The sequence below is a fragment of the Hymenobacter coccineus genome (assembly GCF_001816125.1).
Taxonomy (GTDB): domain Bacteria; phylum Bacteroidota; class Bacteroidia; order Cytophagales; family Hymenobacteraceae; genus Hymenobacter; species Hymenobacter coccineus.
Map to the genome: position 1 here is coordinate 16504 of NZ_MDZA01000299.1, position 22851 is coordinate 39354.

The following is a 22851-nucleotide window of genomic DNA, read 5'->3' on the forward strand; positions in this document are numbered from 1 at the left end:
GCCAATCCGTGAGTGTTTTAGCATCTACCACCCTCCCCTAACCCGTCTACGCGCGGACTCGCCGCGTCCACGCTACTGCTTATGTTCGACATCTTCATCCGCCGGCCGATTCTCTCGCTGGTCATCTCCGTGTTCTTGGTGCTGTTGGGCGGGCTAGCGTTGTTCACGCTGCCCATCACGCAATTCCCCGACATCGTGCCGCCGTCGGTGACGGTGACGGCCAAGTACACCGGTGCCAACGCCGAAGTGTGCGCCAAGGCCGTGGCCACGCCGCTGGAGCGCGCCATCAACGGTGTGCCGGGCATGACCTACATGAACTCGGTGAGTTCGAACAACGGCGTGACGCTCATTACAGTGTTCTTCGAGGTGGGCACCGACCCCGACCTGGCCGCCGTAGGCGTGCAGAACCGCGTGACGACGGTGATTGACGAGCTGCCGGAAGAGGTAATTAAGGCCGGGGTGACGACGGAGAAGGAAGTGAACTCGATGCTGCTCTACCTCAACATCACGAGCGATGATAAATCGGCGGGCGAGAAGTTCATCTACAACTTCGCCGATATCAACGTGTTGCAGGAGCTCAAGCGCATCAACGGCGTGGGCTTTGCCGAAATCATGGGCTCGCGCGAGTACTCGATGCGGGTGTGGCTGAAGCCCGACCGCATGGCCGCCTACGAAGTGGGCACCGACGAGATTGTGGCCGCCATCAGGGCCCAAAACGTGGAAGCCGCCCCCGGCAAATCGGGCGAAAGCTCGGGCGGCGCGGCCCAGCAGTTGCAGTACGTGCTGCGCTATACGGGCAAATTATTCGAGCCCGAACAGTACCGCAACATCGTCATCCGCTCGAACCCCGACGGCTCGGTGCTACGCCTCAAGGCGGTGGCCGATGTGGAGTTTGGTTCACTCACCTACGGCATGTCGTCGAAGAACGACGGGCAGCCCTCGGCGGCCATCATGCTGAAGCAGCGCCCCGGCTCGAATGCCAGCGAGGTGATTGCCAACGTAAAAACCCGCATGGCCGAGCTGCAAGCCACCAGCTTCCCGCCCGGCATGAAGTACAGCATTTCCTACGACGTGTCGCGCTTCCTCGACGCCAGTATTCACGAGGTGCTGCGCACGCTGGTGGAAGCGTTTGTGCTGGTGTTCATCATCGTGTACCTGTTTTTGCAGGACTGGCGCTCGACGCTCATCCCGGCGCTGGCCGTGCCGGTGGCGCTCATCGGCACGCTGGCCTTCATGCAGATGCTGGGCTTCTCCATCAACTTGCTCACGCTCTTCGCGTTGGTGCTGGCCATCGGCATCGTAGTGGATAACGCCATTGTGGTGGTGGAGGCCGTGCACGCCAAGATGCAGGAAAAGCACATGGACGCCCGCGCCGCCACTTTCGAGGCCATGCACGAAATCAGCAGCTCGCTGATTGCCATCACGTTGGTGATGTCGGCGGTGTTCATCCCGGTGTCGTTCATGGACGGGCCAGTGGGCGTGTTCTACCGCCAGTTTTCGCTCACGCTGGCCATTGCCATCGTCATTTCGGGCGTGAACGCCGTGACCCTGACGCCGGCGCTCTGCGCGCTCATGCTTAAGCACCAGGAGGGCGAGCGCACGGGCCTGCTGGGCAAGTTCTTCAAGGGCTTCAACAACAAGTACGAAGGCCTGGCCAACGGCTACCAGAAGCTGCTGCACGGCATTGCCGGCCGCCGCGTGGTGACGCTGGGGGTTCTGCTGCTGTTTTTTGGGGCCACTTGGGGCATCAGCCGCATCCTACCCTCGGGCTTCATCCCGACCGAGGACCAGGGCATGGTGTACATCAACGTGACCACGCCCGCCGGGGCCACCGTGGAGCGCACCGAGGCCGTGCTGGCCGAGGTGCAGCGCATTGCCCAGAAGCTCAAGCCGGTAGAATCGGTTTCGACCCTGGCCGGCTACAGCCTCGTGAACGAAGTGGCGGGCTCTAGCTACGGCATGGGCATGATTAACCTGAAGGGCTGGGAAGAGCGCGACCAGTCGGTGGCCGAGTTCATTAAGGAGCTGGAGGAGAAGACGAAAGGCATTGCCGACGCCGACATCCAGTTCCTGCCGCCGCCCACGGTGCCGGGCTTCGGCAACAGCAGCGGCTTCGAGCTGCGGCTGCTCGACAAGACGGGCCGCGGCGACTTGCAGCAGACGGCCAAGGTGTCGAAAACCTTCCTGGCGGCGCTGCAAAAAGAGCCGGCCATCAACGGCGCCTTCACCGGCTTCGACCCCAACTTCCCGCAGTACCTCATCCACGTGGACCAAGACATGGCCGCCAAGAAGGGCGTGACCGTGGACCAGGCCATGAGCACGCTGCAGACGTTGCTCGGCAGCTACTACGCCTCCAACTTCATCCGCTTCGGGCAGATGTACAAGGTGATGGTGCAGGCGGGCCCCGAGTACCGCGGCCGCCCCGACGACCTGCTGGCCCTGCACGTGAAAAACAACCGCGGCGAGCTGGTGCCCTTCTCCACGTTCGTGAAGCTGGAGCGCGTGTTCGGCCCCGACCAGCTGACGCGCTACAACATGTACACCTCGGCCATGATCAACGGCGACGCCGCCGCCGGCCACAGCTCGGGCGACGCCATCACAGCCATTCAAAAGGTAGCGGTTAAGGTGCTGCCCAAAGGCTTCGCCTACGAGTGGAGCGGCATGACGCGCGAGCAGATTTTGAGCGGCGACCAAGCCCTGTACGTGTTTGCGCTCGTGCTAGTATTCGTGTACTTGCTGCTGGCCGCGCAGTACGAGAGCCTGCTGCTGCCGCTGCCTGTGCTGCTGAGCTTGCCCACCGGCGTGTTCGGCGCCTTCGTGAGCCTCAAGCTGTTGGGGCTGGAAAACAACATCTACGCCCAGGTGGCGCTGGTGATGCTCATCGGCCTGCTGGGCAAAAACGCCATCCTCGTCATCGAGTTCGCCGAGCAGCGCCGCCGCGCGGGCGCCACCGTGATGGAGGCCGCCGTGCAAGGGGCCGTGTCGCGCTTGCGGCCGATTCTGATGACCTCGTTTGCCTTCATCGCCGGCCTCATTCCGCTGGTGACGGCCAGCGGCGCGGGGGCCCTGGGCAACCGCTCCATCGGCACGGCCGCAGCGGGCGGCATGCTCATCGGCACCGTGTTCGGCATGGTGCTCATTCCGGGGCTGTACGTGCTGTTTGCCAGCTTCGAGAAGCCCAAAAACTTAGATGCAGATGCCGCGGAGGAAACCCCGCACCCGGCCGTGAAGGAAGAACCCGCGGCCGAACTCGTGGCCCATTAGGGCCCCCAGCGCCCGCCCTTCTTCCCCCACAACAACCCGTTTTGCATGCGCCCGCTCTTTGCCGCTTTCCTTGGTTTCAGCCTGACTTTACTAGCCGGGGGCTGCCGCGTGGCGGCTCCGACCGGCCCCGTGGCCTCGCCCAGGGCCCCCAGAACCTTCGCCCCGGGCCCCCTGGCCGACACCGTGAGCGTGGGCGCCACGCCGTGGCGGCGGTTTTTCCAGGACCCCGCCCTGGCTGGGCTCATCGACACGGCCTTGCAGCAAAACCTGGACCTGCGAGTGGCCGTGCAGCGGGTGGAAGTGTTTCAGGCGCAGTACCTGGCCCGGCGCGGGGCCCTGCTGCCCACCGTCACGGCCGGCGGCACGGCCGGGCTCGACCGCTACGGCCGCTACACGCTGAACGGCGTGGGCAACTACGACACCAATTTTTCGGGCAATACCGTGGGCGACCGGCGCATCCCGGGGCCCATCACCCCCGACCTGTTCGTGGGCCTGCGCAGCTCGTGGGAAATTGATGTGTGGGGCAAGCTGCGCAGCCGCCGCAAGGCCGCTTACCTGCGCGTGCTCAGCTCCGAGCAGGGCCGCAACCTGGTGGTGACCAATGTAGTGGCCGACGTGGCCCGCGCCTACTACGAGCTGCTGACGCTGGACAACCAGCTGGCCACGCTGTTGCGCAACGCCCGCTTTCAGCAGCAGGGCCTGGAGCTGATCCGCATCCAGAAGGAAGCGGGCCGCGTGACGGAGCTGGCCGTGCAGCAGTTTGCCGCCCAGGCGCTGCGCACCGAAAGCCTGTCGTACGAAACCCGCCAGCGCATTACGGAAACCGAAACTAGCCTCAACCAGCTGCTGGGGCGCTACCCGCAGCCCATCCGCCGGGGCCCCGCGCTGCCCAACCAGCAGGGCTTGCCCACCCGCCTGGGTGCTGGCCTGCCCGCCACCGCCCTGCTGCGCCGCCCCGACGTGCGCCAGGCCGAGTTAGAGCTGCAAGCCAGCGCTGCCGAAATCAGCGCCGCCCGCGCCGCCTTCCTGCCCAGCCTCACCCTCACGCCGTACGTAGGCCTCAATGCGTTCCGCGCCAGCCTGTTGCTCGACCCCAGCTCGGTGGTATTCGGGGCGGTGGGGGGCCTGGCGGGGCCCATCCTCAACCGCGCACAGATTCGGGCCGACTACCGCCAGGCCATCGCCGAAAACTACCAGGGCTACTACCGCTACCAGCAAACCCTGCAAGCGGGCTTCCGCGAGGTGGTGGTGGGCCTGCAAGGGCTGGAAAACTACCGCGCCGTGGTCGACCTGCGCGGCCGCGAAGTGGCGCAGCTGCAAAGCGCCCTGGCCACGGCCAACGACCTATTCGTGGCCGGTTACGCGTCTTACCTCGAAGTAATTACGGCCCAGCGCAGCGTGCTCGAAGCCGAGCTAAGCCTTGCCGACGCCCGCCAGGCCCAGCTGCTGCAAAGCGTGAACCTGTACCGGGCCCTGGGCGGCGGCTGGCAGTAGGGCCCCAGCTGGGAGCGGGTCAATAAAAAGAAGCCGGGCGCCATCAATTCGCCCGGCTTTTTGTTTGTAGCCCTCACGCTCAATGCCCCTCCGATGCCTACCGCCACCGCCCCCGTCCTTACCGCTGACCAATTGGCCACCGGCCTTACCTACGCCGCCTACCGCCAGCACATCACCGACGTGCTGGCCCAGGATTCCGACCCGCAGTTGGCCAAAATGCTGCCCCACTACCAGGAGGGCGAAGCCCGCATGAACGCCCTGGCCCCCACGGTAGCCGTGCTGCCGGAGCTGCAAGCAGCCCTGCAACGCCTTACGCAGCAATACGTTTGGGTGATTATCACCGAAGGCTGGTGCGGCGACGCGGCGCAAATTGTGCCCGTGCTGGAAGCCGTGGCGCAGGCCAGCAATGGCCACCTCACCACCCGCTATTTCCTGCGCGACGCCAACCCCGACCTCATCGACCGCTACCTCACCAACGGCGGCCGCGCCATCCCGATGACCGCCGTGCTCCACGCCGACTCATTGGCCGAAGCCGCCGTGTGGGGCCCCCGCCCGGCCCCGGCCCAAACCCTATTCCAAAGCCTTAAAGCCGCCCAAACGCCCTTCCCCGAGCTAGCCGCCCAGCTCCACGGCTGGTATGCCCAGGACGCCACCCGCACCACCCAGCACGAGCTGCTGGTCCTGGTGCAGAAGCTAGCCTAGGGCCCCAGGCCCTACCGGCCCGGCCCTAGCCGAGCTAATTTTGCTAAACCCAAAAAGCCATTCCCTGCGCAGGAACGGCCTTTTTGGGTTTAAGCGGTGTTCAGGCAATTAGTTCAGCGGCGTGGTGCCCAGATCCGTCACTTGGTCGTTGGTAACGGTGATGCCTGTGCGCACCACGTATTTGTAGGCGGGCTGGCCGGTAGGCGCTGTGCCCGTTGGGAAGAACTGCACTTGGTAAGTACCCGCCGGCAGGGCCCCCAGCTGGAACGCTCCCGAAGCATCGGCAAACGTGCTCACCGTATCAGGGCCGACAATGGACGAACGGATGGCCAGCACCTGGGGCCGCGCGGCGGCGGGGCTCACGGTGCCGCGCAAGCCGCCTTTGAGGTCCTGGGCCACCAGCCGGATGACTGGCTTCAGCAAGTAGCGCTCCTTTTTGTCGTTGCCGGCCCTCCAGTTGCCGCGCTCCACGATGGACTTAGCCACGTCGAAATCGAGCAGCAGCTGGAACGTTTCGCGCTGCTTAAGGGTGACTTTATCGAGCTTGAGTTTCACGCCTGAAGTTTGACCGCTGGGCGTTTTCAGGTCGTACTGTTGGCCATCGGTGCCCACCACGTAGCTGTTGGGGCCCAAAATGAGCCGGATTTCCTTCAGGTCGCCAGGCGCGAAGTCGGTATTCACCAGCAGGGCCGATTTGCCGTTCACGTAGTCGAGCACGTTCACAGTTTGGGGCGAAAACGCCAGCGTTTGCCAGCCGTCGGGGTTGCCTTCGTCTTTGAGGTGCACTTCGATCTGGCGCACGTCCAGCACCACGCTGTTAAAGTCGCCGGGGGCGTCCGTCAGGCGCACCTCCAGTTTGGCCGAGTTAATCCCGGCGTCGTCCGACGAAGATTTTGAGCAGCCTGCCAAACCCAGCAGCGCAGCGCCGGCCAGGCCCAGAAAAGAATAATTTTTCATAATGTGGTGGTAAAGGAAGAGGAGATAAGGTGAACAAAAAGCGCTAAAAAGAGAACAATAGGCAGAATAAACAGGATGCAAAAACGTCCCGATAACCAATTGGTTATCGGGACGTTCTGTTCAAAAATCTTGCCGAAAGAACCAGCTTTACTTCTTCGTGGTATCTGCGGCCGCCGGAGCAACAGCCGGCGCTGGCGCCGCGGCCTTCTTACGGCCGCCAAACAGGCTGTTTAGCCCCGCGCCGATGGCTTGCTTGGCTTTCGCCTCGGCCTCCAGCTTCCTCTTTTGCACCTCCAGGTTCAGCTGCTCCTGCGAGGTTTGCTGGGCGGTGGCGGTGGCCTTCTGGGTGCTGTCGGTTTTCGCCCGGTTCTTAGTAGCCAGGCCAAGGAGCGCGTCAGTGAGCTTGGTTTTCACCACGTTGGTCACAATGGCCTTGCCCTGGTCCTTGAGGCTGCCGCTGGTCAGCTTCACGGTGGGGCTGGTCATGGTGCCACCGATGTTCAGGCCCAACGTCACGCGGTCGGTGCCCTGGATGTTGGATACGCCCGTGAGCTGCGTGAGCTTGCTGCTCACGGCGTTGCCGAGCTTGCCGGTGGGCGCGTTGATGGCCGCCACGTAGGTGAGCAGGCCGGCCAGGCTGTTGGTGCCGCCCAGCGTCATTTTCACGTCGCCCACATTCAGGTCGAAGGGCTTCACCACGAGCTTGCCGTCCACAATCTGGGCATCGACAATTTTGTTGACGATGCTCAGGTTTTTCAGTTCGGGGAGGGTCGTGAGGCTGGCAATCTGCGAGAGCACTGGCGACTGCAATACGTTGGCTTTCACGATGTCAAATAAGCCCTTGCCGCTCAGCGAAGTCAGCTTGGGCAGCATGTCCTGGCCCATTTCGCCGTTCACGCTGAAGTTGGTGTTGAATACGCCCTGCACCGCCGCTGCCAGCGGCACCAGCGCCTTCACCGAGTTGAACGAGGCAAACGCCTTCTGGAAATCGAGGTTCTTAATGTTCAGCCCCAGGTCAAACTTGGGGTGGGCCAAATCCTGGGTGTTGTAGCTGCCGGTGGTGCCAAACGTGGCCCCCAGCGTATTGAAGGTCAAATCCTTGAGCGTCGCCACCTCGTTCTTCACCGTCACGGTGCCGCTGGCATTGCTGAGCTTCAGGTTATCGTAGGTTACGTTGTCCACCTTGCTGTTCAGCACCAGGTCGAAGAACTTCGGAATCGGCACCACCCCATCGGCCTTCGCCGGGGCCCCTTTGCCGGTAGCTGTCGATTTCTCGCTCACCGGGTCCACCATAAACTCGTTCACGTTAAAGTTGCGCGAGGTTACGTTCATCGTACCCTTTAAGGCCTGGCCCGGCGTGAAGAGGTAGCCCAAGTAGTTGCTCACCGTGCCGTTGGCCGCAAAGTCGGAGGTGCCGGCCGTGCCGTTCAGGCTCTGAATCGCAATCTGGTTGTTGTTGAACGTGCCCGATGCGCTGCTGATGTTCACGCCCTGCGGCAGGTCTTTGCTCCTGTACGTCACGTTTTTGGCCTGCACCGTGCCGCTGGCTTTCACGTTCTGGTAGCGGCCAGCGTCCACATCGGCCATGTTGCCGGCGGCGGCGATATTGCCCGATACGCGGCCCGTCACGGTCATGCCTTCCAGCGGGAAAATCTTGGTGATTTTGGTGAGGTCCACGGTGCCCTTCACGTTAGCGTCGAACACGGGCGAGTTGATGTTGTGGGCCGCCAGGCGGCCGTCGAGCGCTTCGCCCTCCAGCATCATGTGGAACTGCGGGAGGTTCACGTAGGTATCGTTCACCTGGCCGGTCTTATTCACTACCGTACCGCTCAAGTTAATATCCTCAATCGGGGCCGGAAACTTATCCGATTTCACGTAGCCGTTGGTCATCTTGATGGCGGCGTTCACCACCGGCATCTGCGTTTTCGAGTAGGTGCCCTTGCCCGTGGCATCCACAAAAAACTGGCCGCGCATGCTGAGGCCCGGCACCGGGTACACCTTCAGGGCCTCGGCCAGGTTCACGTTGGCCTTCACGCGACCGTCCACCTTCATGGGCTCCAGGCCGTCGATGGCCACGTTGCCATCCACGGGGTTGGGCCCCAGGTCGAGGTGAAACTGCGAAATGTTCACTTTCACGTTGTTGGTGAAGCCCGAGGGGTTGTCCACCACCATTTTCACGTTGATGTTCTTGGCTTCCTGCGGCAGGCTGGGGTACTTGAAGCGGCCGTTGGTCACGGTCAGGTTCACGCCGTAGCCGGGCATGCGCAGCGCGTTTTGCGTGCCCTTGTAATAGCCGTCGAAGGCCACCTGCCCGCTCGCCGCCACATCCTTAAACTGCGCGTTGAACACCCCCGGCACTAGGCTCAGAATATTCTTAAAGTCGGTTTGCAGCGCCTTGAACGTCACGTCGTAGGTGATGTCCGTGGCGTTGGGCAGCCCAATAGCCCCCGCAAAGCTGAACGGGAAGTCGTTGAGCTTCACCTGGTTTTCTTTGAAGGTGTAGAGGCTCTTGTTCAGGTCCATTTGCATGGCCACGTCGGCGTCGAGCTTCTTATTCGTCACGTAGGCCACGCCCCCGTAGGCCATGTCGAGGCCGCCGGCCGTGGTTTTCGAGGTCATATCGAACACGTTGCTGGCGAAGTCGCCGCTGCCGGTGTGATTCACCTGGCGGGCCTCCATGCGGAAGGGCAGCGTCAGGTCCTCGTAGCGCAGGTGGCCGTCGTTCACCTGCCAGCCCTTGATGGCCAGCCGCACCTGGCTGGTATCCTGGCCCTTGGCCGCAGCAGCCGAGTCCGAAATCATCACGTCCCAGTTGGTCCGTCCGCTTTTCAGCACCCGCAGGCTAATATCGGGGCGGTCCAGCTCCACGGTGTTAATCTTGATTTCCTGGCCCTTGATGACCGTCATAATATCGAGCCCCACGCGCAGGTTGGGCAGGTAGGCCAGCGTGTCGCGGCTGAACGAATCGAGCCCAATCACGCGCAAGTTCTTAATGTCCAGCGTCAGGTCGGGGAAGGAATGGAGCACGCTCACGTCGATGCCGTTCGGGTCGTACTGCACTTTGGCGCGCACGCGCTGGGCAATTTGTTTGTCCGCCAGGGCCCGCAACTTGTCCTTAAACAAGAACGGCGCGGCCACCACAGCCGCCAGAAGCAGCACCACTACTATTCCCAAACCAATCAGAATCTTCCGCATAGCTACTCGTACTAAAGTGAATCGGGCAAAAATAGAATGTCCGCCCGTTGCCTTTGCCTTAAACGGCGGGGCGGCGCCCAAGTGTTCCTTTCCGGGGCCCGGGCCGTACTTTCGTTGACCGGCCGTACCAAAACCGGGCCCAACTGCGTTTTGCCTGCCCTTATGCATTGCTCTTTTTCACTGCGCGGGGCCCCGGCCCGCTGGCTGGGGCGCGGCGCGGCGCTGCTGCTGCCGTGGGCCTGGCCGCGCCCGCCGCCCAGGCCCAGGACGTGTACTTTTCGCAGCCCTTCGCCACGCGCCTGCACACCAACCCGGCCTTCACCGGCCTGCTCGACGACTACAGCGTGACGCTGAGCTACCGCAACCAGTTGCCCACGCTGGCGGGCTCGTTTGTGACCACCCAGGCCGCGGCCGACTGGCGGCCCGACCGGCCCGGCCAGCACCACGCCTTTGGCCTGCTCGTGGACCAGGACCAGGCGGGCTCCGTGGGCTACACCCGCATCCAGGCGGGGGCCCTGTACGCCTACCACACCCGCCTGACCCGGCAGGTAGCCCTGAGCGGGGGCCTGCGCGCCAGCTACGGCCGCCAGCGCGTGAGCTACGGCAACTTCACGTTCGGCGACCAGATTTCGGCCGATGGGCAGGTGACGGGGCCCTCGGCCGAGGCCATCGACTTCGCGCCCAGCAACTACCTCAGCGTGGGCACCGGCGTAGTGCTGTACTCCGACCAAGCCTGGCTGAGCATCGCCGGGCAGCACCTCAACCAGCCCAGCCTCGGGTTTCGGGCCCAAAGCCAGCTGCCGCTGCTGCTGAACGTGAGCGGCGGCTACAAATTTTTTGCCGTGAAGCCGGGCCCCGGCCGCGCCACCCGCGAGCTGAGTTATACCCCCGTGGCGGCCTACAGCCGGCAGGGCGGCTCGCAGCGCGTCGAGGCCGGATTGTATTTCACCGCGTCGCCCGTCACGCTGGGGGCCGTATACCGCAACCTTTTCGGTAACACTGGCGTTGGGCCGCAGCACGTACTGGCCGTAGTGGCGGGGGTGCAGACCGGGGGCCTGCGCCTGGGCTACAGCTACGATGTGGGCCTGAGCAGCTTAAGTGCAAATTTAGGCGGGGCCCACGAAATAACTTTGGCCCTTAGGGCGTTTGACAAGCTCGAAAATGCCTACCAACGCCTGCGCCGGAGAAATTATCCTATCGCGCCTTGCCCAGCATTCTAGATTCTTTGTAATATTGCATTTAAATTGCAACCGAAATACTACTGATAACGATTCTTCACCCCTAGTTGAACTAGTCTAGTCATGAAATTATCCAACTATCTATGCCTGGGCGCACTCGCACTCGGGGCCTTAGCCAGCTGCAAGGACGGCCAGCGCAGCGCCGCTAACCCCGGCAAAGAGTCGTCGACCACAGGGGTCGAGTACAACACCGAAAAGGGCATGCAGGTGTCCAGCTACAAAAGTATCCCGGCTGGCCCGGGTCTTGTGTACATCGAGGGTGGCCGCACCGTGCTGGGCAGCCAGGAGGAAGACGTGACCCTGACGCACGACAACATGGAGCGCACCGTTACCATTGCCTCGTTCTATATGGACGAAGCGGAGGTGGCCAACATCCACTGGTTGGAATATTTGCACTTTATCCGCACCGACTCGGCGGAGGAATTTTATAAGTCGGCCCTGCCCGATACCACCGTGTGGGCCCGCGACCTGTCGTTCAACGACCCCTACGTGACCTATTACCTGCGCTACCCCGGCTTCCGCTACTTCCCCGTGGTAGGCGTTAGCTGGCTGCAAGCCAACGACTACTGCACCTGGCGCACCGCCAAAGTGAACGAAGGCTTGGCTGGAGAAGAAGGTGATTCGGGCAAAAAAGGCGGAGGCTTGTTCTCGCGCAAGAAGAAAGGCGACACCGCCGCCGAAGGCACCGCCGCCGCCGATAGCAAGAACCGCATCTCCATCGAAAACGGCAACACGCTGCCCAACTACCGCCTGCCCACCGAGGCTGAGTGGGAGTACGCCGCCCTGGCCCTCATCGGCACCCAGGAGGTGGGCAATGAAAACCAGGAGGAAAAACGCATTTACCCCTGGGACGGCCGCACCACCCGCAACGCCTACGGCCGCAAGCAGGGCCAGTTCCTGGCCAACTTCAAGCGCGGCCGCGGCGACTACGCCGGTATTGCCGGCAGCCTGAACGACGGCGCCATGATTACGGAGCAGATTTACGCTTACCCGCCCAACGACTACGGCCTCTACAATATGGCCGGCAACGTGAACGAGTGGGTGCAAGACGTGTACCGCCCCCTCTCGTACCAGGACGTGGAAGACCTGAACCCCTTCCGCCGCAACGGCGTGCTTGACCCCGCCGACAAATACGACAAGAAAGGCTACCAGTCGCTGATCGACGACAAGGTGCGTGTGTACAAAGGCGGCTCGTGGCGCGATGTAGCCTACTGGCTCTCGCCCGGCACCCGCCGCTTCATGGCCCAGGATTCGGCCACGGCTACCATCGGCTTCCGTTGCGCCATGATCAACGCCGGCAGCAACAAGTAATTTGTTCCGAACCGCAGATTAAGTGGATTTAACGGATAAAAACGGATTCCTTGGGGCCCCGTTCTTGGTTCGAAAGCAAAAAAAGGCGACCCAAATGGGTCGCCTTTTTTTTGCTTTTATACTCTCACAATCATATATATACAACACCTGCCTAAACGCAAAACAGGGGCCCAAGGAATCCGTTCTTATCCGTTAAATCCACTTAATCTGCAGTTCAGGCATCAAGCGCAGGCAATAGTGGCGATGCTGATTTCCAGGGCCCCGGCGGCCAATAGGGCCGCGCCGCAGGCTTCGAGGGTGGCGCCGGTGGTCAGCACGTCATCGACCAGTAGGACGCGGCGGCCGGCTACTGAGGCAGCGTCGGCGGCCTCGAACACGGTGGCCACGTTTTCCCAGCGCTCGGCGCGGTTCTTTTTGGTTTGGGTGGCGGTGTGGGCGGTGCGGCGCAGGGCGGGGGCCCAAGGCAGGGCCAGGCCGGCAGCCAGACCTTCGGCGAATACCTCGGCTTGGTTGAAGCCGCGCTTAGCCAGCTTACGCGGGTGCAGCGGCACGGGCACGATGAGGTCGAAGTCGGCGGCCAGACCGGCAGCGGCCAGCTCGGCGCCGTAGAGGTGGCCCAGGGCCGTGCCTACGTCGCGCTGGCCGCCGTACTTGAGGCCGTGCAGCAGGCGCTGCACCCGGCCCTGGCGCACAAACTGCAAGTAGCTGAGGGCGTGGCGCACGGGCAACTTGCCCCAGAAGCGGCGGGCCAGCGGGTTGGCCTCGGGCGGCAGGCGGTGGAAATCGGTGTAGGGCAGTTCGGCGCGGCAGTTGGTGCACAGGTGCGCCTCGCCCCGGGCCAGCGGCTCGCGGCAGGCCGGGCACAGGCGCGGAAAAACCAGGCCCACAAAGTCGGCCAGCCAGGAACGAAGCATGGGCGTAAATTTGCGTTTTAGTTGGCGAGGAATTAGGGTCCCGGAACGTCATGCAAAGCGCAGCGAAGCATCTTTCCTGCGGCAGTAAATAATTAGTGAAGCGGAAAAAATGCTTCGCCACGATCTGCATGACGACCTGGGGTCCTGCTTCCAGGGCCCCTAAAGTAGGGCCTCAGCCAACAGTAAATAACCGATAATTCTACCATGTCCCAAGTAACCGAATTCAACGACTACCGCCAGCGGATGAACGAGAAGATTCTCGCCGCCGACAACAAGGTCATCAAGCGTTTTTTCAACCTTGACACCAACACCTACGCCGCCGGGGCCCTCGATGTGAAGACCAAGGAAATGCTGGGCCTGGCCTGCTCCATGGTGCTGCGCTGCGACGATTGCATCAAGTACCATTTGGGCAAGTGCTTCGAGAAAAAACTCTCGGACGAAGAGATTTACGAGGTATTCGCCATCGCCAACCTCATTGGGGGCAGCATCGTCATCCCGCACTTCCGCCGCGCAGTGGAGTACTGGGAAATCCTGAAGGAGGAAGCCGGCCAGGGCCAGCCCGCGCCCGACCACGCCCATGCCCACGGGGGCCCCGCCGCATGAGCGACGACCTGACCGCCCCGGAACACCTCGAAACCGAAGCCGATTTTGAGCACCGCTGGACCGCACTGCTGGACGAGATGGAAACCCGCTTCGGCAAGCGCCCCGACTTGAACGCCCTGCTGCTGCTCATCGGCGTGCAGGAGCTGGGGCAGGGCGTGGCCGAATTTACCAAGGAGCAGAAGCAGGACCTGATGCACATCGCCACCTGCAAGCTCTTCAGCCTCAGCGGCCACTACGAGCTGGAGCGCGTGGATGAGGACGGCTGGCCGCACTACAAGCTGCTGCGCCCGGTGCCCTTCGCCTTCCTCAAAGAGCAGGAGCGCATGATGAAGTGGCACATGCTGGAATATTTTAGCCTGGAAGACTGATTATCAAAGGTTGTCATTTCGAGCGCAGCGAGGAATCTGGTTGATACTCGCTGAACGGCAATTCCAGATTCTTCGCTGCGCTCGGAATGACAACCTTTGATAATCAGCGAAATCACGGTTAATCAGTCAAAATCAGTGATGAAAATCATTTCTTACAACGTCAACGGCCTGCGCTCGGCCCTGAGCAAGGGGCTGCTCGACTGGGTGCGGCAGGCGACCCCGACGTGCTCTGCCTCCAGGAAATAAAAGCCGGCGTGGGGCCCCTGGACGTGTCGGGCTTCGAGGCGCTGGGCTACTACGCCTACCTGCACCCGGCCCAGAAGCCCGGCTACAGCGGCGTGGCCACGTTTTCGAAAACCAAGCCCGTGGCCGTGGTGCACGGCTGCGGCACGCCCGCCTACGACGACGAAGGCCGCGTGCTGCGGCTCGATTTTGACGACGTATCGGTGCTGAACACCTACATGCCCTCGGGCACGAGTGGGCCGGCGCGGCAGGCGTTTAAGGTGGAGTGGCTGCACTTTTTCCGGCGCTACGTGGCCGGGCTGCGGGCCCAGGGCGGGGCCCCGCTGCTCATCGGCGGCGACTTCAATTGCTGCCAAACCGAAATCGACCTGCACAACCCCAAAGCCAACCAGCAAAGCCCCGGCTACACGCCCGAGGAGCGCCAGTGGTTCCGCGACCTGCTGGCCGATGGGTTCGTGGATACCTTCCGCCACCACCACCCGGGGGCCCCGGGCCACTACTCGTGGTGGAGCTACCGGGCCGGCTCGCGCCCCCGCAACGTGGGCTGGCGCCTCGACCACTGGCTGGCCGACGACGTGCTGCAACCGCGCCTGGCGGCGGCCGGCCTCCTGCCCGACGCCGTGCACTCCGACCATTGCCCAGCTTGGGTGGAGCTGGGGTGAAGCCGGGGCCCCGTGGATTGAACTAACGCCGCCGCGCTTTGCGTATCTTTCCCGGAGACAAGACCTGACTTATGGCCGTAGTGGTGGAGCGCGACGCGCCCGGCGCGGACCAGTACCCGGCGCTGGCGCGGGTGCTGGCCGAGCTGGAAGCCTTCAAGCGCAAGTTTTACCTGAATTTATTGGTGCGGGGGGCCCTGGTGGCGGGCGGGCTGCTGCTCACGCTGTTCGTGGCCTTCAACCTGCTCGAGTACTTCCTGTACCTGCCCACGGCGGTGCGGGCGGGGCTGCTGTTTGGCTTTTTGGGGCTGGCGGTGTACGCCTTTGCGCGCTGGATTTGGCAGCCCTTGGCGGCCCTCACCAACCTGCGCCGCCTGCTGAGCGACGAGCAGGCCGCCCGCCGCGTGGGCGAGCTATTCCCGCAGGTGCAGGACCGCTTGCTGAACGCCCTCCAACTGCAGGGCCAGGCCCGGGGCAACGCCCTGGTAGCGGCCAGCCTGGAGCAGCGCGCCGCCCAGCTCGGCCAAATCTCTTTCGCCGAAGGCATTGACATTCAGCAGCAAAGCCGGCCACTGTGGAAGTACGCGCTGGGGCCCCTGGCGCTGCTGGGGCTGGCGCTGGCCGTGTTCCCGAGCTTTTTGAAGCAGGGCACCGAGCGGATTTGGCACTACCAGCGCGCCTATTCACCGCCCGCGCCGTTCGAGTTCGTGCTGAAGAACAAGCAGCTGACGGCTTTTCGGGGCGAGAACTTTACGCTGGAAGTAACCGTGACCGGCAACGCGTTGCCCGCCGAGGCCAGCGTCCGCTACGGCGGGGCGGAGCGCAAAATGCAGCGCTTGCCGGGCCACCCCGACCAGTTCCGCTACGTGTTTGAGCAGCCCCAGGCCGACGTGGATTTTCAGCTCACCGGCGCTGGCTTTGCCTCGCCCGAGCACCGGCTGGTGGTGCGCGAGCGGCCCAGCCTGCGCGACTTCAAGGCGCGCATCACCTACCCCGCCTACACCGGCCGGGGCCCCGAAACCGTGGAAAACGGCGGCAACCTGACCGTGCCGGAGGGCAGCACCGTGCGCTGGGAATTTGCCACGGCCGCTACCCAGGCCCTGGCGTTGGTGTTCGAGAACCCGGCCGAAACGCTGGCCGCCCAGCGCGACGGCGACGCCTTCGTGGCTACGCGGCAGGTGCTGCGCTCGCAGCCCTACCAGCTGCGGCTGCAAAACGCCGCCAGCCGCAACCCCGACCCCATCGCCTACCAGCTCACCGCCGTGCCCGACGCGCCGCCCGCCCTCACGCTGGAGGTGTTTTCCGACACCGCCTCGCTGAACTTCCTGGCCCTGGGCGGCACCGTGCGCGACGACTACGGCCTCACGCGCCTATTGCTGCACTACACGGTGCGCCGCGGGGGCCCCGGCGGCACGGCGCGGGTGGTGGCGCTGGCGCTGCCCCGCGAAAGCGCCGGCACCTACGGCCACACCTGGAACATTGGGGCCCTGGGCCTGAAGCCCGGCGACCGCCTCGAATACTTCGTGGAAGCCTGGGACAACGACGGCCTGCACGGCCCCAAGGCCACCCGCACCCGCCCGGCTGAGTTCCGGCTGCCCAGCCGCCGCGCCCAGGAGCAGCAGTTGGCTGCCGCCTCACAGGCCGTAGCCAGCCAGCTGAGCCAGGCCGCCAAGCAGAGCGAAAAGCTGGAGCGCGAGCTGGCCAAGACCTCCGACAAGCTGAAAACCAAGCGCGAGCTGAGTTTCCAGGACCGCAAGCAGCTCGAAAATATGCTTGACCAGAAGCAGCAGCTCAACCAACAGGTGGAGCAAATGCAGAAGGCCTTCGAGCAGCTGCGGCAGCAGCAGGACCAGCTCGACCCCAAAAGTGAGGAAATGGCCAAGAAGGCCGACGAGCTGAAAAAGCTCATGGCCGACCTGCTCGACCCCGAAACCAAGAAGCTGTACGATAAGCTGCAAAAGCTACTGGAGCAGCAAAAGCAGCCCGACGCCGAAATGCAAAAGCTGATGCAGCAGCTTGAAAACAAGGAGAATACCTTGCAGAAAGAGCTAGACAGGACCCTGGAGATGTTCAAGCAAATGCAGTTCGACCAGAAGGCCGAGGCCACGGCCGACAGGCTGGAGAAGCTGGCCGAGGACGAGCAGAAGCTGGCCGAGAAGACCGCCCAGAACGACAAGGACAACCCCAACAACAAGGCTACGAAGGAACAGCAAAAGGCCGCTCAGGAGCAGCTCAAGCAAACCCAGGCCGAAAACCAGCAGCAGTTTGAGGACCTGAAAAAGGACTTGCAGGACCTCAAGCAGATGGATAAAGAGATGGGCGACCAGAACGGCGCCGATGAGCAAAAGCCCGAGCAGGAGCAGGCCGACCAGGACATGGAGGAAGGCCAGCAGCAGCTGAGCAAAAACCAGAACCAGAAGGCCGCCGCCAAGCAGAAAAGCGCCGCCCAGCGGATGCAGAAGATGGCCAAGAAGATGCGCGACCAGCAGGACCAGGAGGAAAGCGACCAGGCCCAGCAGAACATCGACGACCTGCGCTACATCCTCAAGAACCTGCTGACGCTCAGCTTCGACCAGGAAAGCCTGATGAAGGATTTCCGCCGGGTGGACCAGAGCGACCCGCGCTTCGTGCAGCTGGGCCAAACGCAGCGCAAGCTGCGCGACGATTCGCGCATCATCCAGGACTCGCTGTACGCGCTGGCCAAGCGCGAGCCCAAAATTCAGAGCTTCGTGACCCGCGAGGTGGGCGAGATGAACGGCCGCATGGACGAGTCGCTGGGCCACATCCAGCAGCGCGACGTGAACCGCGCCACCGCCACCCAGCAGCAGGCCATGACCAGCATGAACAACCTGGCCCTGATGCTGGGCAGCTCGCTCAACGACATGCAGCAGGCCCAGGCGCAGGCCCAGGGCCAGCCCAAGGACGGCAAGGGCAAGCCCGGCCGCAAAAAAGGCAAGGGCAAAGGGCAGGGGCAAGGCAAGCCGGGCCCCGGCAGCTTGGGCCAGATGCAGCAGCAGCTCAACCAGCAGATTCAGCAGCTCTCGCAGAGCGGCAAAACCGGGCGCGCCATGTCACAGGAGCTGGCCAAGCTGGCCGGCCAGCAGCAGATGCTGCGCCAGGCCATGCAGCAGCTCGACCGCATGCAGGGCCAGGGGGGCCCCGGCGGCAGCGGCAAGGACGGCGGCGGTAAGCCCGGCGGCAAAGATGGCAAAGGCAACAATCCCAGTGAGAAAGATGCCAAAGGAGAGCAGGGCGGGGGGGGCAGCGGCGAAGTGAAGAAGCTGATGGAACAAACTGAAACCGACCTCGTAAACAAGCGCCTGACGGAGCAAACCCTGCTCCGCCAGCAGCAGATTCTAACCCGCTTGCTGGAGGTAGAGAAATCGGCCCGGGAACGCGACCAGGACAGCAAACGCGAAGCTCAAACCGCTAAGCCGCAGCCGCCCGTGTTCCCGCCAGCCTTTGATAAGTACAAAGTTTCGGGCCAACGCCAAACCGACCTTTTGCGTACTAACCCCCCGACGCTCACGCCTTACTACCAGCGCGAGGTGGGGGAGTACTTCCAGAAAATGAAATAATTTGCCGCAGGGCCCGTATTGGCTAGCCTGCATTTATCGTTAAAGTTTTTAATTTTGCTGCTCAGCGCCTGTCGCTCTCCTTTGCCCTTTGATCTATGAAACAAGTAAAAATCCAGATTCCGTCGTTGGTCGAGAACATTCGCGTGGTGGAGAGCTTCATCGATAACTCGAAGGATACCTTTCAGATAGAGGACGATATCTACGGCAACATCATGGTGGCCGTGACCGAGGCGGTGAACAACGCCATCCGCCACGGCAACAAGTTTGACAAGGACAAAAACGTGTACCTCTCGCTGTACGTGCAGCCCAACCAGCTTAAGTTTGAGATTGAGGACGAGGGCACGGGCTTCAACCACGAAAACCTGGAAGACCCCACGGCTCCCGAGAACCTCGAAAACCCTGGCGGCCGCGGCATCTTCCTTATCCGCCACTTGGCCGATGCGGTGGAGTTTAGCAACGAAGGCCGCCGCGTAGAACTGACGTTCCAGCTGGCTCCCGCCGAAACCACGCCCCCCACCACCACCGCCGCCGCGTGAATACTGCCCCGCCCGTAGAGCCGCCCGACTCCGACTCGTTTCCGCCCGGGCCCCTGCACCACGAGGCCCCCGGCATCGAGTTTATGGTGGAAGACGCGCCCAACTTTGAGCTGGCCGACGCCGAAGATTTGGTGGGCTGGATTGAGCGCGTGGCCGCCGTGCACGAGCACCGCATTGTGCAGCTTACCTACGTTTTCTGCTCGGACGATTACCTGCACCGGATGAACGTGGAGTACTTGGGCCACGACACGCTTACCGACGTCATCACCTTTGATAACGCCGACGATTCGGACATTCTGGAGGGCGACATTTTCATCAGTACTGAACGGGTGGCCGATAATGCCAACGACCTGGGCATCAGCTTCCGCGACGAGTTGCACCGCGTGATGATCCACGGTGTGCTGCACCTGTTGGGCTACCACGACAAGGACCTGCTGAGCCAGACGGCCATGCGCGCCAAGGAAGACCATTGCCTGGCGCTGCGCACCTTTTAGGGGCCCAGGGCCCGCTCATCTGCCGCTTATGCCGCTCGTAATTCCCGGCGCTGCCCTGGATTATTACCTGGGCCAGGGCTACTACCGGATGCGGCAGGACCTGTTCACCTGCCAGTTTTTGCCCCACGACGACCAGCTCCACACCGTACACTGGTTGCGCGTGGTGTTGCGCGATGCGCAATGGGGCCCCAAGCAGCGCCACCTGCTGCGGCGCAACTCGGCGTTCTCGGTGGCGGTGCAGCCGTTTCGCCTCACAGCGGAGTACGAGGCGCTGTACGGTATTTACCATCAATCCCTTGATTTTGAGGCTTCGCCAACCCTTGAGGAGCTATTGCTGACCGAGGACACGGCGCACTCGGTGTTCAACACCGCAATTGTGGAAGTGCGCGACGGCGACCTGCTAGTGGCGGCCGGCATCTTCGACCAGGGCGTGGACAGCATTGCCGGCATCGTCAACTTCTACCACCCGGCCTACCGCCAGCACAGCCTGGGCAAGTACCTGATGCTATTGAAAATAGCGCACGCCCAGCAGCAGCAAAAGACGTACTACTACCCCGGCTACGTGGTGCACGGCTACCCCAAGTTTGACTACAAGCTGTGGGCCTGCCCGGCGGCCACGGAGGTTTTCGACTTCTACAGCCGCCAGTGGCCCCTATTCTCCTGGGACGTGATGGCGCAGCAGTCGGCGGCCATCGTGGCCGATTGGCTGGCGCGCGGGGGCCCCGAAAGCGCAGCGTAAGGCGTAGCTGGGGCCCCACGAAGTCGGCTGGGGTAAATTACCCGTCCCAACTGCCCGTACCCGCCATGCTCCGCCTCGTCCGCACCGATTCTGATAACCCCGATTTTCAGGCGCTGGTGGCGCTGCTCGACTGCTACTTGGCCGAAATTGATGGCGACGAGCACGCTTTCTACGCCCAGCTCAATCGCGTTGACTACCTCGAAACCGTGGTGGTGGCCTACCTCGGCGACGCGCCCGTGGGCTGCGGCGCCTTCCGAGCGTACACGGCCGAGGCAGTCGAAATCAAGCGCATGTTTGTGCAGCCGGCGCACCGCGGGCAGGGCGTGGCGGGCGCCGTGCTGGCCGAGTTGGAGGTATGGGCTTTGGACGCCAGCTACGCCACGGCCGTGCTCGAAACAGGCCAGCGGCAACCGGCGGCTATTCGGCTTTACGAGAAAAGCGGCTACGTTCGCACCGAAAATTTTGGCCAATACGCCGGGGTGGTGAACAGCGTGTGCTTGCGCAAGGCATTGGGCCAGCCGTAGCGGGGGCCCCGGCGCTAATCATTTTGTGGCGAACTTTGTAGGCGGTTTTCGTTGTCCTGCTACTCACGGGTTTACCCACCGCGACGACCTTACGCGCTAACGCTATGTTTCCTTCTTCTGAATACGACGTGATTGTGGTGGGCGCCGGCCACGCCGGCTGTGAAGCCGCCGCCGCCGCTGCCCGCTTGGGCTCGCGGGTGCTGCTAGCCACCATGAACCTGAACACCATCGCCCAGATGTCGTGCAACCCGGCCATGGGCGGCGTGGCTAAGGGCCAGATTGTGCGCGAAATCGACGCCCTGGGCGGCCAGTCGGGCATCGTCACCGACCAAACCATGATTCAGTTCCGGATGCTGAACCGCTCGAAGGGCCCCGCCATGTGGAGCCCGCGCGCGCAAAGCGACCGGATGCGCTTCGCCGAAGCCTGGCGCCTGGCCCTGGAAGGCATTCCCAACGTGGACTTCTGGCAGGAATCGGTAACGGGCCTGCTGGTGGAGAACGGCGCCGTGGCGGGCATTGTCACCCAGCTCGGTATCGAGTTTAGGGCCCCCGCGGTGGTACTGACGAACGGCACTTTTTTGAACGGGCTCATCCACATCGGCGAGAAAAACTTCGGCGGTGGGCGCGCGGCCGAGAAGGGCAGCCGCGGCCTGACGGAGCAGCTGGTGACGCTGGGCTTCGAGGCCGGGCGCATGAAAACCGGCACCCCGCCCCGGGTGGACGGCCGCAGCCTGGATTACTCCAAAATGGAGGTGCAGGCCGGCGATGCCGCGCCCGGCAAGTTCTCGTACCTCGATACTGAGCCGCTGGCCCAGCAGCGGCCCTGCTACATTACTTATACGAATGAGCGGGTGCATGATATTCTGCGGGAAGGGTTCGAGAAGTCGCCCATGTTCCAGGGCCGCATCAAGGGCTTGGGGCCCCGGTACTGCCCGAGCGTGGAGGACAAAATCAACCGCTTCGCCGACAAGGACCGCCACCAGATTTTTGTGGAACCGGAAGGCTGGAGCACCGTGGAGTGCTACGTGAACGGCTTTTCGAGCAGCCTGCCCGAGGACGTGCAGTACCGGGCCCTGCGCGCCATCGTGGGGTTTGAGAACGCCAAGATGTTCCGCCCCGGCTACGCCATCGAGTACGACTACTTCCCGCCCACGCAACTGCGCGCCACCCTGGAAACCAAGCAGGTAGCGGGCCTTTACTTCGCGGGCCAGATCAACGGCACCACCGGCTACGAGGAGGCCGCCTGCCAGGGCCTGATGGCCGGCATCAATGCCCACAACAAGGTGCAGGGCCACGAGCCGTTCGTGCTCTCGCGCAGCGAGGCTTACATCGGCGTGCTCATTGACGACCTCGTGAACAAGGGCACCGACGAGCCCTACCGCATGTTCACGAGCCGCGCCGAGCACCGCCTGCTCCTGCGCCAGGACAACGCCGACCTGCGCCTTACCCCGCTAGGCCACGCCTTGGGGTTGGCCTCCGACGAGCGCCTGGCCCGGGTGCAGCGCAAGCAAGCGCAAGCCGCCGAAGCCACCGAGTTGCTGAAGGACTTTGCCATCGAAGCTCCTGCTATCAACCCGCTGCTGGGGGCCCTGGGCTCGGCCGAAATCCACGAGCGCACCCGCGCCATCAACCTGCTGCGCCGCCCCAACCTGGAGCTGGCCGACCTCACCGGGGCCCTGCCCGCGCTGGCCGAGGCGCTGGCCGGCTTCGACGCCGAGGCGCTGGAGCAGGCCGTTATCGGCATCAAGTACGAGAGCTATTTGGTAAAGGAGCAGCAGCAGGCCGCCCGCATGCTGGAGCTGGAAAACTTCGTCATCCAGGGCCGGCTCGACTACAAGGCCATGCCCGCCCTTAGCCACGAAGCCCGCGAGAAGCTGCTGAAAATCCAGCCCGAAACGCTGGGCCAGGCCAGCCGCATCAGCGGCATTTCGCCGGCCGACGTGTCGGTGCTGATGGTGTATCTCAACCGCTAGGCGGCCTTTGCATACCCGGGGCCGGGCGGCCGGGGCCCCGCGAGCGGTGGGGCCCCGCC

General features: G+C 63.2%; 17 protein-coding genes. 14 read left to right on the forward strand and 3 right to left on the reverse strand.

What is annotated here, in order from left to right; genetic code table 11:
- Positions 1 to 81 precede the first annotated feature (81 nt).
- From BEN49_RS15560 to BEN49_RS15570, 3 genes are all read left to right on the forward strand, one after another.
- Positions 82 to 3264 (forward strand): efflux RND transporter permease subunit, encoded by a 3183-nt coding sequence (locus tag BEN49_RS15560; RefSeq protein ID WP_070744906.1) that lies wholly within the window; start codon positions 82 to 84, stop codon positions 3262 to 3264.
- Positions 3265 to 3309: 45 nt separating this feature from the next.
- Complete coding sequence (locus tag BEN49_RS15565) at positions 3310 to 4758, forward strand: efflux transporter outer membrane subunit (protein ID WP_070744908.1); 1449 nt, start codon at positions 3310 to 3312, stop codon at positions 4756 to 4758.
- Between the two features lie 93 nt (positions 4759 to 4851).
- Entirely contained in the window at positions 4852 to 5460 is a 609-nt protein-coding gene (locus BEN49_RS15570; RefSeq protein ID WP_070744910.1) for a thioredoxin family protein, read from the forward strand.
- A gap of 108 nt (positions 5461 to 5568) precedes the next feature.
- Here BEN49_RS15570 and BEN49_RS15575 read toward each other — a convergent pair whose 3' ends face one another.
- Positions 5569 to 6417, reverse strand: coding sequence for a DUF4382 domain-containing protein (locus BEN49_RS15575; protein ID WP_083326153.1), 849 nt, complete (start codon positions 6415 to 6417; stop codon positions 5569 to 5571).
- Positions 6418 to 6564: 147 nt separating this feature from the next.
- Entirely contained in the window at positions 6565 to 9612 is a 3048-nt protein-coding gene (locus tag BEN49_RS15580) for an AsmA family protein (RefSeq protein ID WP_070744912.1), read from the reverse strand.
- Positions 9613 to 9779: 167 nt separating this feature from the next.
- Between BEN49_RS15580 and BEN49_RS15585 the strand changes: the two genes are divergently transcribed.
- Both BEN49_RS15585 and gldJ read left to right on the forward strand, forming a co-directional pair.
- Positions 9780 to 10832, forward strand: coding sequence for a PorP/SprF family type IX secretion system membrane protein (locus tag BEN49_RS15585; RefSeq protein ID WP_158022959.1), 1053 nt, complete (start codon positions 9780 to 9782; stop codon positions 10830 to 10832).
- Between the two features lie 81 nt (positions 10833 to 10913).
- Complete coding sequence (gene gldJ / locus BEN49_RS15590) at positions 10914 to 12161, forward strand: gliding motility lipoprotein GldJ (RefSeq protein WP_070744915.1); 1248 nt, start codon at positions 10914 to 10916, stop codon at positions 12159 to 12161.
- A gap of 221 nt (positions 12162 to 12382) precedes the next feature.
- On the opposite strand, the gene BEN49_RS15595 is transcribed toward gldJ, so the two are convergent.
- On the reverse strand, positions 12383 to 13075 hold the full coding sequence (locus tag BEN49_RS15595) for a ComF family protein (RefSeq protein ID WP_070744917.1): 693 nt from the start codon (positions 13073 to 13075) through the stop codon (positions 12383 to 12385).
- 204 nt (positions 13076 to 13279) lie between these two features.
- Here BEN49_RS15595 and BEN49_RS15600 point away from each other — a divergent pair, with 204 nt between their 5' ends.
- The 9 genes from BEN49_RS15600 (at position 13280) to mnmG (ending at position 22792) form a co-directional block, all read left to right on the forward strand.
- A complete protein-coding gene (locus BEN49_RS15600; RefSeq protein ID WP_070744920.1) occupies positions 13280 to 13678 on the forward strand; it encodes a carboxymuconolactone decarboxylase family protein in 399 nt (132 codons plus the stop codon).
- Positions 13675 to 14046, forward strand: coding sequence for a hypothetical protein (locus BEN49_RS15605; RefSeq protein ID WP_070744922.1), 372 nt, complete (start codon positions 13675 to 13677; stop codon positions 14044 to 14046). Before BEN49_RS15600 ends, BEN49_RS15605 begins: the two co-directional genes overlap by 4 nt.
- A 224-nt stretch (positions 14047 to 14270) precedes the next feature.
- The gene (locus BEN49_RS15610) at positions 14271 to 14951 is read left to right on the forward strand and encodes an exodeoxyribonuclease III (protein WP_317040464.1); all 681 of its coding nucleotides are present in this window, start codon (positions 14271 to 14273) and stop codon (positions 14949 to 14951) included.
- Positions 14952 to 15022: 71 nt separating this feature from the next.
- Entirely contained in the window at positions 15023 to 18526 is a 3504-nt protein-coding gene (locus BEN49_RS15615; RefSeq protein ID WP_070744924.1) for a DUF4175 family protein, read from the forward strand.
- A 95-nt stretch (positions 18527 to 18621) separates the two neighbouring features.
- A complete protein-coding gene (locus BEN49_RS15620; RefSeq protein ID WP_070744925.1) occupies positions 18622 to 19062 on the forward strand; it encodes an ATP-binding protein in 441 nt (146 codons plus the stop codon).
- Positions 19059 to 19556, forward strand: coding sequence for an rRNA maturation RNase YbeY (gene ybeY / locus BEN49_RS15625; RefSeq protein ID WP_239691963.1), 498 nt, complete (start codon positions 19059 to 19061; stop codon positions 19554 to 19556). The genes BEN49_RS15620 and ybeY overlap by 4 nt, the downstream gene beginning before the upstream one ends.
- Positions 19557 to 19584: 28 nt before the next feature.
- On the forward strand, positions 19585 to 20295 hold the full coding sequence (locus BEN49_RS15630; RefSeq protein ID WP_239691964.1) for a GNAT family N-acetyltransferase: 711 nt from the start codon (positions 19585 to 19587) through the stop codon (positions 20293 to 20295).
- Positions 20296 to 20360: 65 nt separating this feature from the next.
- On the forward strand, positions 20361 to 20819 hold the full coding sequence (locus BEN49_RS15635; RefSeq protein WP_070744927.1) for a GNAT family N-acetyltransferase: 459 nt from the start codon (positions 20361 to 20363) through the stop codon (positions 20817 to 20819).
- Positions 20820 to 20923: 104 nt separating this feature from the next.
- Positions 20924 to 22792, forward strand: a complete 1869-nt coding sequence (mnmG, locus tag BEN49_RS15640) for a tRNA uridine-5-carboxymethylaminomethyl(34) synthesis enzyme MnmG (RefSeq protein ID WP_070744929.1) — start codon at positions 20924 to 20926, stop codon at positions 22790 to 22792.
- The last annotated feature ends 59 nt before the right edge of the window (positions 22793 to 22851 follow it).

Bases quoted from the DNA above. Each gene is read 5' to 3' on its own strand.
- BEN49_RS15580 (WP_070744912.1), bottom strand. From the start codon at position 9,612: ATGCGGAAGATTCTGATTGGTTTGGGAATAGTAGTGGTGCTGCTTCTG.
- mnmG (WP_070744929.1), top strand. From the start codon at position 20,924: ATGTTTCCTTCTTCTGAATACGACGTGATTGTGGTGGGCGCCGGCCAC.
- BEN49_RS15565 (WP_070744908.1), top strand. From the start codon at position 3,310: ATGCGCCCGCTCTTTGCCGCTTTCCTTGGTTTCAGCCTGACTTTACTA.
- BEN49_RS15595 (WP_070744917.1), bottom strand. From the start codon at position 13,075: ATGCTTCGTTCCTGGCTGGCCGACTTTGTGGGCCTGGTTTTTCCGCGC.
- gldJ (WP_070744915.1), top strand. From the start codon at position 10,914: ATGAAATTATCCAACTATCTATGCCTGGGCGCACTCGCACTCGGGGCC.
- BEN49_RS15560 (WP_070744906.1), top strand. From the start codon at position 82: ATGTTCGACATCTTCATCCGCCGGCCGATTCTCTCGCTGGTCATCTCC.
- BEN49_RS15615 (WP_070744924.1), top strand. From the start codon at position 15,023: ATGGCCGTAGTGGTGGAGCGCGACGCGCCCGGCGCGGACCAGTACCCG.
- BEN49_RS15575 (WP_083326153.1), bottom strand. From the start codon at position 6,417: ATGAAAAATTATTCTTTTCTGGGCCTGGCCGGCGCTGCGCTGCTGGGT.
- BEN49_RS15630 (WP_239691964.1), top strand. From the start codon at position 19,585: ATGCCGCTCGTAATTCCCGGCGCTGCCCTGGATTATTACCTGGGCCAG.
- BEN49_RS15600 (WP_070744920.1), top strand. From the start codon at position 13,280: ATGTCCCAAGTAACCGAATTCAACGACTACCGCCAGCGGATGAACGAG.
- BEN49_RS15570 (WP_070744910.1), top strand. From the start codon at position 4,852: ATGCCTACCGCCACCGCCCCCGTCCTTACCGCTGACCAATTGGCCACC.
- BEN49_RS15635 (WP_070744927.1), top strand. From the start codon at position 20,361: ATGCTCCGCCTCGTCCGCACCGATTCTGATAACCCCGATTTTCAGGCG.
- BEN49_RS15620 (WP_070744925.1), top strand. From the start codon at position 18,622: ATGAAACAAGTAAAAATCCAGATTCCGTCGTTGGTCGAGAACATTCGC.
- BEN49_RS15605 (WP_070744922.1), top strand. From the start codon at position 13,675: ATGAGCGACGACCTGACCGCCCCGGAACACCTCGAAACCGAAGCCGAT.